Genomic DNA, 12,767 nt, shown 5'->3' on the forward strand with positions numbered 1-12,767 from the left:
AATAATAACTCCGGTAACAGCTCTGGCATCTTTTTGATAATTTTTTATTGTTATTAATCAATATGTTGGGCAAATAACAAGTGCGGGCGTGCAACTAATCCACTTTCTTGGGTTGGTCGAAGTTCGATGTTAGTTTGCCGACCTTGATTTTCGATGGATCGAACATGTCGTTGTTATTGCCACGGACTCGGTATTTCCTGTGCACTTTGCTGCTCGCTTATTTGAGCCTCAACAGTGCCATGGCCGCCCCTACGCCTGGGGATCAGGACCTGATCCGCGACCGGCAGAACCGCCTGCTCGAAGAGCAGCGCCGGCGCCTTGAAGAACTCCAGGACCTGCCTGGCAAAGGCGCCACGCCCCAGACCCCGGCAGTGCCGGCGGACACCCGTTGCTTCCCGATCAAAGACATCGAACTCAAGGGCGCCGACAGCCTGTCTGCCGCCGACCGCACACGCCTGCTAAAACCCTACGTGGGCGAATGCCTGGGCGTTGCGCAGCTCAACCAGTTGCTCAAGGTCATCACCGACTATTACATCGCCAAGGGCCGCGTCACCAGTCGCGCCTACCTGCCGCAACAGGACCTCTCCAGCGGCCACCTCCAGGTGCTGGTGGTGGAGGGCAAACTCGAAGGCTTGAAGGGCGCCCAGGGCAGTACGGTCACTGACCGCGAGCTGGCCATGGCGTTTCCCGGCAAGGTTGGCGAGGCGCTCAACCTGCGGGAGGTCGAGCAACTGGTGGACCAGCTCAGCCGCTTGCCGTCCAAACAGGCGCAGATGGAACTGACCCCAGGCAGCGAAGTGGGCGGCAGCGAAGTGCTGGTGAAGAACGCGCCGCAAAAGCCCTGGCGCGCCAGCCTGTCGCGCAACAACGACGGCCAGAAAAGCACCGGCGAACAGCAATGGGGCGCGGGCCTGGAATGGGACAGCCCCCTGGGCCTGGCGGATCAACTGATCCTGCGCGGTGGCCATGACGCCGTCAGCGACCACCAGAAAACCTCGAAAAACAGCATGCTCTACTACAACCTGCCGTGGGGTTGGTGGAACTTCAGTTACACCTACAGCGAGAGCGACTACCGCACCTTCGGCACGCTAGACGGTTTCAAGTTCAAGCAGAACGGTGACAGCCAGAACCACCAGCTGCGCGCCGAGCGTGTGATCCACCGTGACGACGTGAGCAAGACCTCGGTCAACGTCGGCCTGACGCACCTGCGCACCAACAACTACCTGCTCGACGCCAAACTGGACACCAGCAGCAACCGCCTCAGCGAACTGCAGGTGGGCATCAACCACGGGCGGCGCATCGGCAGTGCCTTCGTCAACCTGGATGTGGGCATGCAAAACGGCATTGGCGCCTTTGACGCGCAAAGCAACCGGCAGGAGCGGGACGCCCAGGGCAACCTCACCGCCACCCCACGCTACCGCAAATACACCGCCACCCTAAGCTACCTGCAGCCCTTCACGCTGTGGGGCGAGTCGTTGAGCTTCTCCAGCCTGGCCACCGGGCAGCGCAGCGAAGACGTGCTTTACGCGCCGCAACGCATGAGCCTTGGCGGCTCGTACTCGGTGCGTGGCTTCAAGGACCAGCAATTGTCCGGCGACAGTGGCGGTTACTGGCGCAACGAAGTGCGTTGGGCGCGGCCGGTGACCGTCGACTGGTTGCGCCCGGCCTTCGCCGAATACGGTGCCAGCGTCGGCTATGACCAAGGTGTGATTCGCAACGATCGCTACAACGACGACCAGCACGGCCGTGTGTCGAGTAATTCCGTCGAGCTGTTTGCCCGCGGCAAGCACGTGAGCACCAGCGTGACCTTTGCCCATTCCCTGGAGAGACCTGGTGTGGTCACCGAGCGCGAAGCGCCGGTGTATTTCCACGTGGATTTCTTCCTGTAATTCAACGCCCGCTGCCCTGAGATTTTGAATATGGATGTTCGCCCTGTTTCTGCCCTGAAAACCCTGAGCCAACGCGGCCTGGCCCTGATCCTGGCCAACGCGCTGTTCTGGCAGCCGCTGCTGGCCCAGGCTGACGGCATCGTGGTCAGCGGCCCGGGCACCACGCTCGGCCAGGCAGGCAACGGCGTGCCGGTGGTGAACATCGCCACCCCCAACGGCAGCGGGCTGTCCCACAACCAGTTCAAGGACTACAACGTCGGCCCCAACGGCGTGATCCTCAACAACGCCACCGGCGCGGTGCAAAACACCCAGCTGGGCGGGATCATCGTCGGCAACCCGAACCTCAAGGGCGGCGCCGCCAACGTCATCCTCAACGAAGTCAACGGCGGCAGCCCCAGCCGGTTGCGCGGCTACACCGAAGTGGCGGGCCAGTCGGCCAAAGTGATCGTGGCCAACCCCTACGGCATCAGCTGCAACGGCTGCGGTTTTATCAACACGCCGAATGTGACCCTGACCACCGGTAAGCCGATTATCGACAAGGCCGGCCGCCTGGACCGCTATGAAGTGGATGGCGGTGCGGTGACCATCGACGGCAAGGGCTTGAACGCGAGCAACGTCGACCGTTTCGAGATCATCACCCGTTCGGCCAAGATCAACGCACAGATCAACGCGCGCCAGCTCACCGTGATTGCCGGGCGCAATGACGTCGATGCACAAAGCCTGAAAACCACCGCGCGCGCCGACGACGGCAGCGCCAAGCCGGAGCTGGCCATCGACTCGTCGGCCCTGGGCGGCATGTACGCGGGCGCGATCAAACTGGTGGGCACCGAAGCCGGTGTGGGCGTGAAGCTCGACGGCACGCTTGCAGCCAGTGGCGGTGACATTCAACTCGATGCCAACGGTCACCTGAGCATGGCCCAGGCAGCCGCCAGTGGCGCGGTGGACATCAAGGCCGCCAGCCTCGAAACCAAGGGCGCGGTGTACGCCGGTACCCGCCTCAAGGCGCAAACCAAGGGCACATTGAAAAACAGCAAGACCCTCGCCGCGCGCGACAGCATCACCCTGGCCAGCAACGGCCAGTTGACCAACAGCGGCATCATCGAAGCCGGGGTCAACGCCGACAACACCCGCAACGCCGGTGGCGACGTGACCCTCGACAGCCAGCACATCACCAACAGCGGCTCGGTGATCGCCAATCGCAACCTCACCGCCACCGCCGCGCAAAGCCTGGATAACAGGGGCGGTACGCTGAGCGCGAAACAGTCGCTGAACCTCACCGCCGCAAGCGTCGACAACCGCAACAAAGGCCAACTGCTCAGCGACGGCGAACAAACCCACACCGTCACCGGCCTGCTGGATAACAGCGAGGGCGGCATCATCGACAGTAGCGGCGCGTTCACCCTGCACGGCAATACCCTCGACAACAGCACCGGCAACCTCACTGGCGCGAGCACGATCACCCTGGATCTGCTCGGCGACCTGATCAACCGCAACGGCAAGTTGGCGAGCGCCGGCCCGTTGCTGATCCAGCGCGCCGCACACATCGACAACCAGGGCGGCAAACTCGCCAGCCAAGGCCTGCTGACCGTCTTCGCCAATAGCCTCGACAACCGCAACAACGGCACCCTGGCCGCCAACGATGGCCTGAACCTCACCGCCGGCGGCCTGGTGCAGAACGGCGCGAATGGCCTGATCCACAGTGAAAAGGCCGACATCACGATCACCGCCGGCACCCTCGACAACGACGGCGGGCGCATTGCGGCCAAAGCCGGGAATGCCGTGGTCGACGCCACCGACTTCAACAACGGCAGCGGCGCCCTGTTCGCGCGTGATCGCGTGGGCCTCACGGGGGTTAACCTGGATAACGGCGGCGAGATCGCCGGCAACCAGATCGACGTCAAATTGCGCGGCAACCTGACCAACCGTGGCCTGATCGAAAGCGCCACCACCCTGGATGTCGACACCGTCGGCCTCACCAACAGCGGGCAGATGCGCGCCCTGGGCACCAGCGGCAAGACCCGCTACGCCATCGGTGGCCTGCTGAATAACAGCGGCAGCCTGGAAACCGCCAACGATCAACTGAGCCTCGCCGCCACTACCTTTCAGAACACCGGCGGCAAGGTGTTGCACGTGGGCACCGGTGTGCTCGACCTCAGCGGCATCAGCCTCGATGACGTCGGCGGCAGCCTGGTGACCCACGGCGACCTGACCCTGGACAAAGCCCAGTGGACCAACAGCACCGCCATCGAGGCTGGGCGCCTGACGGTCAACGTCGACAACCTGCAACAGACCAGCACCGGCCGATTGCTCGGCACCCGTAGCCTGGTCGGTAAAGGCCAGGACTGGACCGTCGGTGGCACCGTCGCCAGCCAGGGCAACGTCGACCTGTCGGTGGGCAACCTGCTGAATGACCACGGCCTGATCTTCAGCGGTGGCGACATGAGCCTGAAGGTCGACCGTCTGAAAAACCTCGGCGCGGCGATCTACGCCATGGGCAACCTGCAGGTCGACCGCGACGGCCAGGGCGGGCTGGCCACCAGCATCATCAACAGCTCGGGGACGATCGAAAGCGAGCGCAACCTGATGCTGGCCGCCAGCACGATCGACAACATTCGTAGCGTGCTGACCACCCAATCCGGCATCTACAGTGCCTCGATCACCCCCACCGCCTGTATCGAAGGCGTGACCGGCGGCGACTGCAGCGGCGGCAAGCAGAACCGGCCATTCGAGATCACCCAGCGCGATCACTTTGTCGTCAGCGACGCGACGGCCGCATCCGCCATCACCTCGGCCGGCGATATGCTGCTCACCGGCGGTGAGCTGCTCAACAGCAGCAGTAGCATCGCCGCCGGGGGCGCCATGACCCTGCACCTCAACCAGCTGACCAACGTCGGCCTGGTGACCCATGACACCCAATACACGCGCATCTTTACCTCGCCCCGCGAGCGCAAGCCAGGCGGCTGGAACAGCTACGCCGCGACCTTCAACGACCAATATTCCATCGGTGGCTCCCAGTACGACGCCAACAACCTCGGCGGCCTCGAAGCTGGCCTGGCCACGTTTATCGGGGTCATGGAGTCCGAACGCACCGCACTGGCCACCACCACCGAGCTGGCGCCGTCCGATCAAAGCTACGCCGCCGTGATCCAGGCCGGTGGCGCGGTGGACGTGAAGGCCCAGGACGGCATCGACAACCGCGTCGTGCGCCGTGGCTACACCTACGTCGGTAGTGGGGCCAACGCCAACGCACCGGGCTACTCGACCGAGGTCAGCCTCAACCCGCAATTGCCGCCGGACGTGGCCCAGCAACAGGTCAATCCGCTGGGCCTGCCGGGCTTCGACCTGCCCACCGGGCAGAACGGCCTGTTCCACCTCAACGACGGCAATGGCGTGGCCAACCTGCCCACCAGCCAGTTCGCCGCCAGCCCGCACAAATATCTGATCGAAACCAACCCGGCGCTGACCGACATGCGCCTGTTCCTGGGTTCGGACTACATGCTGACCAAGCTCGGCTATGACCCCGACACCGCGCAAAAGCGCCTGGGCGACGGGTTCTATGAGCAACGGCTGATCCAGCAAGCCGTGCTCGCGCGCACCGGCCAACGTTTTATCGACGGCCAGACCAGCGACGCCGACCTGTTCAAGCACCTGATGGACAACGCCATCGGCAGCAAGGACGCGCTAAATTTGTCGGTGGGCGTAAGCCTTACCGCCGAGCAAGTCGCGGCCCTGACCCACGACATTGTGTGGCTGGAAAACACCACTGTTGCGGGGCAACAGGTGCTGGTGCCGGTCCTGTACCTGGCCCAGGCGAGCAACCGCCTGGCGCCCAACGGCGCATTGATTTCCGGCAGTGACGTCAGCCTGATCACCGGCAGCAACCTTAATAACGCCGGCACCCTGCGTGCCACTGGCAGCCTGTTGGCAAACGTCGGCAGCAACCTCACCAACAGCGGGTTGATGGAAGCCGGCGGGCGCCTTGATCTGCTCAGCGCCAACAACCTCACCAACCGCGCCGGCGGCGTGATAGCCGGTGGCAACGTCAACCTGGCTGCGGGTGCCGAGTTGCTCAACGAGCGCACGGTCACCACCCATGAAAGCGCCAGTGCCTACCGCACCGAGCGTAGCGACTTTGTCGACAGCGCCGCGCGCATCGAGTCGGCTAACGATTTGGCCATGCAGGCAGGCGGCAACGTCAACAACATCGGTGGCGTGCTCAAGAGTGGCGCCGACACCACCGTCCAGGCGGTCGGCGACGTCAACATCACCGCCTCGAAAACCCTCGACAGCGGCGCCATCGGCAACCGTTCGAACTTCACCACCATCGCTCAACAAGGTTCAGTGGTGGAAGCTGGGCGTGACCTGCACGTGGTCGGCGCCCGCGATATCAGCATTGTCGCGAGCCAGGTGGACGCCAAGCGCGACATCAACCTCATCGCCACCCGCGACCTCACTGCAGGCGTGGCGGCCAACGAACAGCACCTGACGTACAACTCGAAAAAGATCAAACGCATCGAGGACCATGTCCAGCAAGTCTCCAGTGTGATCAAGGCCGGCGGCGACGCCACCCTGAGTGCCGGGCAGGATCTGCAACTGGTCGCCAGCCAAGTGAGTGCCGGCAACGAGGCGTACCTGGTGTCCGGCAAAAACCTCAGCCTCAAGGCTGCTGAAGACCAGGACTACAGCTTCTACAGCAAGACCAAGAAGACCTCCCAGGGCAAGAAATTCCGCCTGGATGAAACCGACGCGGTGAACAACGTCGGCAGCCTCGTCAGCGCCGGTACGAACAGCACCGTGGTTTCCGGTGCCGACCTGCTGCTGGCCGGCAGTGCCGTTACCGCTGAAAAAGGCGCCACGCAACTGGTGGCCGCTCAGGACGTGAACATCCTGGCCGTGAGCAATTCCGACAGCGCCCGACATGAGCGCAAGGAAAGCAAAAGCAGTTGGGGTGGGCTCAAGTCGAGCAAAGTCCAGGACAAGGTCGACGAACAACGCACCACCGCCGTTGGCAGCATGGTCTCCGGCGAAACCGTCACCGTGGCGGCCAAGCGCGACGCGACGGTGACCGGTTCGTCCCTGGTCAGCACCGGCGACCTCGCCGTCCAGGCTGGCCGCGACCTGACCATCGACGCGGCGCAGAACACCTTCGCCCGCACCGACATGCACAAGGAAAAGAATCGCGATCTCACCGGGGTGTTGACCGGCAACAAGCTCGGTCTGGATGACATGACCGGCAACCAGAAGCTCTACATCAACAGCTCGAAGCACAACGGCACCGCCAATGAGATGACCTTGACCGGCAGCACCATTGGCTCCAGCGCGGGCAATGTGTCGTTGACCGCCGGGCGTGAGTTGGCGGTGATCGCCAGTGATCTGGTGAGCACCAAAAACATGCAGTTGAGTGGTGCCAATGTCACCGTCACCTCCGGCATGGAAACCGCCAGCCAGACCAGCAAAGACAGCTCCAAGAGCCTGGCCGTGGGCCGCGTGGTTGCGGGTACCGTGGTCGACACCGCCAACAGCATCCGCGACGCCGCCGAAGCGGCCCGCAGCTCCGATGACCCGCGCCTCAAGGCGGTGAAAATTGCCCAGGCGGCGCTGGCGACCTACAACCTGAATAATCAGCTAGGTGAGCTTGCTGACCAAAGCACCGACTTCAAGGACAAAAAAGCTGGCTCGGCCGGCAACGGTTCGCTGATCAAGATCGGCACCGAGCTGGCTAACACGCGCACCAAAAGCAGCAGCGAATACACGGCGCAGACCGCTCACCAGAGCACTCTTAACGCCGGCGGCAATCTGTCGATCATCGCGGCGGGTGATGCACCGGGCACCCAGGGTGACCTGACGATTACCGGCAGTTCGTTGAAAGCCGGCAGCACGTTGTTGTCTGCGAAAAACAACATCCTGATGCAAAGCGCGCAGAACACCACAGAGCGTAAAAATGACGGTTCGCGCAACAGGACTGCCATCGGTGCCAGCTTCAATGTTGGCGAGCAAAACGGCTTCACCCTCGACCTGGGTGCGCAAACCGCCAAGAACCTGGGCTCCGGCGGCTCCGTGACGCAAGTCAACACCACCCTGGACACCGGCGCGCTGCTCCTGCACAGCGGGCAGGACACCAGCCTGATCGGGGCACAGGTGCGCGCTGACCGTATCGATGCGGATATCGGCGGCGACCTCAACATCGTGTCGCTGCAGGACAGCGAAACCTCCAAGAGCAAGCAGGACAGCGCCGGCTTTGGCGCGAGCATCTGCATTCCGCCGTTCTGCTACGGCTCCACGGTTGCAGCGTCCGCCAACCTGGCGGCGTCGAAAATGAACAGCGACTACCAGGCCGTGACCGACCAGAGCGGCTTCTTTGCCGGCAAAGGCGGCTACACCATCGACGTGGCCAAGAACACCACCCTGCAAGGCGCGGTGATTGCCAGTGAGGCCACGGCCGACAAGAACCTGCTGTTGACCGACCGCCTGTTGGTCAGCGACATCAAGAACAAGAGCGAGATCGAGAGCAAGTCGGCGGGCGTAAGCGTCTCCGGTGCCTACAGCGGCGGCGTTAGCACCATCAAGCCGGGTGCTTTATACGGCATGGCGCTCAACGACTCCGACCACAGCCACACACGCAGTGCCGTCAGCGAAGGCACGATCGTGGTGCGCAATGCCGAAGGTGCCAATGACCTGGTCGGCCTGAACCGCGACACTGCCAACGCCAACCAGCGTCTCGACCGGCCTGATGAGAAAGCCATGCAGGAGCGCATGGACCTGGTCAAAAGCTCGATGGAATTGACCAAAGGTATTGGCGATGCCATCGCTGCGGCCAGGGTCAAGGCTGCCAACGACCCCAACAGCGACATCAGCAAAGCCACACGGCAGAAGCTGATCGAAAGCGGTAACGCTGACCCGACCGCGGAGCAGGTCAGCCAGCAAGTGCAGAAGGATTACGGCGTCGGCAGCAGTTTCCAGAGGGCCAGCCAGGCCGTGACCGCTGCGGTGCAAGGGGTCCTGGGCGGTAACCTGGGCGGGGCGTTGGCGGGGGCCGCGGCGCCGTATCTGGCGCAGGAGATCAAGCTGAAGACCGAAGGCGACCCTTACGCCAACCTGATGGCTCATGCAGTGCTGGGCGCGGCGGTGGCGCAAGCCCAAGGCAACTCGGCATTGGCAGGGGGCGTTGGCATTACGGCGGGTGAGTTGATCGCTCATTCACTGTATCCGGGCATAGCAACGGCCAACTTGACGCCAGCGCAAAAGGAAACGGTTTCCGCCCTGTCGACCCTGGCCGCGGGTGTGGGCGGAGGTCTTGCCGGCGGTGACATGGTCAGTGCCTTCGCCGGCGCTCAGGCTGCGCGTAATGCGGTGGAGAATAACTGGCTGAGTGAAACAGAAGCCCGTGCGCTGGATAAAGAACTGACGGCCTGTAAAAACGTTAAAGGTGATTGCGGTTCAGTGATAAAAAAATATGTTGATATCAGTAATGAAAACAGTAAAAAAATGGCGAGTCGCTGTACGGGCGGTGGTTGGACGTGTGTTCAGCGGGAAGAAGAAATCCAGACAAACACCAATGTTGCCAGGGATGCCGACCCTTCACAGTTTCGCCTGAGCGAAAAACTGCAGAACCCCGAGGCGATCGCATTGGTTAATTATCTCAATGGTTCGGACCTTAAGTTTCTGAAGGAAAATATTACCGGCACAGACCGAGTCATGTCGGTTGTCATCGATCCGTTCACGTGGCCCGCCGTGTTGATCGGTGGCAAATCCATTCTTACCAATGCGGTGACCAACGGCAGAGAACAGTTGATAGCGGTGGGCGTTTCTGCAGGTGTGGGTGCTGCTATCCAATATGGGACGACAGGACAGGTGACAATGGCGGACGTCATTGGCTCCGGAGTCATTGGCGCGATCACCGCGGGGAAAGGTTACAGCCCTACCGTGACGTGGAATGCAACCGGTGGTTATTATCAAGCTGAAATGAAGGGCGATGATCCGTTTATGGGCGCTTTGTTGAGTAAAGCGGGCGCGTCCGTGGGGTTCGCCTTTGGTAACGCGGTCAAGGGCCCCTTGGATAAACTGCTTAACCCGGTGTCGAAGCAATATGAGTGGGTACCGACGGGGATGTGGACGATTACCAAGCCCGCCCCGCAAAGTCCCGTTCCCTCCATGTTCGGTAATTTGGGCGATTCTGCATCGTCAGGGGCGTTCAACGGTGGCGCTGATTTCTACTTGAAGAAAAGAGACGGCAATGAGAAAAAATGAACCCTGGTGGGTCGCTGTTTATCTTCCTTGTGCCTGTGCGTTGGCCCTTGTGCTTATGTGTGCGTTCTTTCACATTGCCGGGTATTGGTTAAGTGGTGGTGATGACATTGTCGCGCTGTTAAAAGCATTTCTGCCGTTCTATCTGCAAATGGCAGGGGCAGGCTTTGTCATGGGTCTTGTTCTGTGGTTTTTTAATGTTCGTTGATTCCTTGAACTAGGGGGCTGAGGGTGCCCCGGCCCCCTGAACCGGCTTACAGCAGCTTGTAGAAAAATAGAGAAAAGAAAAATAGGGGTCGAAAAATAGGGGTCAGACCACGTTTTTGAAAAATAGGGGTCAGACCACGTTTTTGAAAAATAGGGGTCAGACCACGTTTTTGCGCTTTTTTGAGTTCAGAAAAAAGAAAAATAGGGGGCAGACCACATTTTTATAAAGCCCCCCAGATAAGCGGGGCGAATTTCTCTTGGTGGCGGAATAGAAGAATAGTGGTCTGACCCCTATTTTGTGCTCGATCCCTTTCAGCAGGTAAGCACATGTCACCATCGTCCAGTAGTGAAACCGGAATTTTTGTTCTTGATGGGCGCATATCCATAGCTGCGAATCTGATGGCGCAAGAAATTATTCAACAGGGCCTGCGTTTCGACCGTGAAATCGACATGCAAAATGGATGGGTCATGTGTGCCAGCGCCTCACACCTTATTTTCGGGCAGGCAGTCACCGCCACCTTCAACTTCTACAACGACAGGTTGAAAATGTTCGGATTCGCCCTGATGGGTGACGCTGAAGACACTGCCGATGACCAAAAAAACGCCCATGACCGGTTTTTGGTCGAACACTTTGGCGAACCACTGAGAAGAAGCGAACTGGCGAATATCCACGAATTCTGGTGGGGCTGTATCACGTCTCAGCATGATCCGCGCGGCGGAACCTGCAGTATTGAGGTCAATTGGCGACCATAAAAAAGAAATGAAAAATAGAGAAAAATCGGGGTCGAAAAATCGGGGTCAGACCACGTTTTTGCGCTCTATTTTTTCTACTATTTTTTCAGCTCGGTTCATAGCAAGCAGCCGGGGTGGGGTATTTGGCATCCCGGACATTCAGGTCAGTAGGTCGCGTAATGATTAATGATTTAGAGAGGTTAATAAAGTATTCAGAAAAATAGGGGTCAGACCACGGTTTTGCAGTGGTCTGACCCCTATTTTGCTTAATCAATTGATTGAGGTGAAAGGTTATGTCGATTGGCGTGCGGCGCAATAAGGCGCCGCCAAGCGGGCAGCCGAAAGATTGAGTGACTGGAAAGCATTGATGACGACGCTAATTAAAGGTCATATCTTTCAGGGAGAGGCTTCGTGTGAGAAGAAATAAATGGATCGGTGGGTTCTTCCTATCGATTTCACTGTTTTCCATGATTCTGGCGGTGAGTCTGCTGTTCGCGATGATCATCGCGGCGGTGATTTCGCTGGCCCTGCGCACGGACTCACCCTGGGTGTACAACTGGATCGGGTTTCCCCTGACGTTTGTATTCGCGGCCTATTGGATAGTCACCCGGTGGAAGTACGTGAAGTCCTATATCTCCGGTAACGGGATTTTTTAATCGAGTTGACACCACCGATAGACGCGCAAGACTTTGAAAAAAACTTTGTGGATACCAATTTTCCCCAGTGACGGGTGTGCCGCCGCTTTTTTGCCCTTTCAAGGATGACTAATGAAACCCGTAAAACTCTCCCTCCAGGCCTTCCTGATGTCTTGCCTGATGCCCGGCTGGGGCCTGGTCTATGTCGGCCGCATCAATTGGGGCATCCGTGTTGCGGTTTTGCTGCTCGCCGGCATTGTGCTGATGGGGCTGTGCGGCCTGGTCACCACGCCTGTCGGTTTGTACCTGTTCTTCGGCTTCATAGTCGTCGTCAAACTCGCCTCGGCGGTGACCTCGGCCGTATTGGCGCGCCGCTACACCGGCCCGGCCAATGTGCCGCGTAAACGTTTCCATGCCCTGTACGTCGGCGTGTTGTTGATCCTGGTGCTGATGCTCGATGTCTTTCGGGTGCCGCTGCTGGGCTTCAAAAACTACTCCATACCGTCGGGCTCGATGGCGCCGACGCTTTCCATTGGCGACTACATCATGACGGACCTGCGGCCAGATGCGCCCAAGGTCGGAGATATCGTGGTGTATCGCTGGAATGGCACCGAGGCGGTCAAGCGTGTGGCGGGGGTGGCGGGGGATACGCTGACCATCGTGAATGGCGAGCTGATCCACAACGGCGAAAACCTGGGGCTGTTTCACGCACCGGCCGACCGGGTGAAAGGCCCTGAGTCGCTGGCCATGGCACCGGTCAAGGTTGAGCCAGGGCACGTGTTTTTGCTCGGCGACAACCGCTACAACAGCAACGACAGCCGCTTTATGGGGCAGGTTGCGCTTGAGGATGTGGTGGGCAAGGTCACCGGTATCTGGTTCTCGAATGAACGGGCGCGGATCGGGACGACCTTTCCATGAAACCGGAGGAACTACGTATGGACGCAACTAATACTGCTGCACGTCCGACCATCCTGGGCAGCACCGGGTGGCCTGGCGGACATTTTTGATGATGGAAAATCCCGTGGCTGAGCATTCGCCAACGGTTTAACCCGAATCCATC

At 60.2% G+C, this 12,767-nt stretch carries 6 protein-coding genes; all 6 read left to right on the plus strand.

Annotation, left to right across the window (positions count from 1 at the left end; all coding sequences use genetic code 11):
* The first annotated feature begins 164 nt into the window (after positions 1-164).
* The 6 genes from CXQ82_RS00885 (at position 165) to lepB (ending at position 12,625) form a co-directional block, all read left to right on the plus strand.
* Positions 165-1,889 (plus strand): ShlB/FhaC/HecB family hemolysin secretion/activation protein, encoded by a 1,725-nt coding sequence (locus CXQ82_RS00885; protein WP_101265298.1) that lies wholly within the window; start codon positions 165-167, stop codon positions 1,887-1,889.
* 30 nt (positions 1,890-1,919) lie between these two features.
* The gene (locus tag CXQ82_RS00890) at positions 1,920-10,136 is read left to right on the plus strand and encodes a hemagglutinin repeat-containing protein (RefSeq protein ID WP_101265300.1); all 8,217 of its coding nucleotides are present in this window, start codon (positions 1,920-1,922) and stop codon (positions 10,134-10,136) included.
* Complete coding sequence (locus CXQ82_RS31195) at positions 10,123-10,341, plus strand: hypothetical protein (RefSeq protein WP_122757694.1); 219 nt, start codon at positions 10,123-10,125, stop codon at positions 10,339-10,341. Before CXQ82_RS00890 ends, CXQ82_RS31195 begins: the two co-directional genes overlap by 14 nt.
* Before the next feature lie 326 nt (positions 10,342-10,667).
* The gene (locus tag CXQ82_RS00895; RefSeq protein ID WP_157832134.1) at positions 10,668-11,093 is read left to right on the plus strand and encodes a hypothetical protein; all 426 of its coding nucleotides are present in this window, start codon (positions 10,668-10,670) and stop codon (positions 11,091-11,093) included.
* Between the two features lie 392 nt (positions 11,094-11,485).
* Positions 11,486-11,728: a hypothetical protein gene (locus tag CXQ82_RS00900; protein WP_157832135.1), complete on the plus strand. Its 243-nt coding sequence runs from the start codon at positions 11,486-11,488 to the stop codon at positions 11,726-11,728.
* 111 nt (positions 11,729-11,839) lie between these two features.
* Positions 11,840-12,625 (plus strand): signal peptidase I, encoded by a 786-nt coding sequence (lepB, locus tag CXQ82_RS00905; RefSeq protein ID WP_101265306.1) that lies wholly within the window; start codon positions 11,840-11,842, stop codon positions 12,623-12,625.
* The last annotated feature ends 142 nt before the right edge of the window (positions 12,626-12,767 follow it).

The sequence above is a fragment of the Pseudomonas sp. S09G 359 genome, assembly GCF_002843605.1.
In the GTDB taxonomy this organism is placed as follows: Bacteria; Pseudomonadota; Gammaproteobacteria; order Pseudomonadales; family Pseudomonadaceae; genus Aquipseudomonas.

Excerpts from the sequence above, each read along its gene's own strand:
- CXQ82_RS00885 (WP_101265298.1), top strand. The coding sequence starts at position 165 with ATGTCGTTGTTATTGCCACGGACTCGGTATTTCCTGTGCACTTTGCTG.
- CXQ82_RS31195 (WP_122757694.1), top strand. The coding sequence starts at position 10,123 with ATGAGAAAAAATGAACCCTGGTGGGTCGCTGTTTATCTTCCTTGTGCC.
- lepB (WP_101265306.1), top strand. The coding sequence starts at position 11,840 with ATGAAACCCGTAAAACTCTCCCTCCAGGCCTTCCTGATGTCTTGCCTG.
- CXQ82_RS00895 (WP_157832134.1), top strand. The coding sequence starts at position 10,668 with ATGTCACCATCGTCCAGTAGTGAAACCGGAATTTTTGTTCTTGATGGG.
- CXQ82_RS00890 (WP_101265300.1), top strand. The coding sequence starts at position 1,920 with ATGGATGTTCGCCCTGTTTCTGCCCTGAAAACCCTGAGCCAACGCGGC.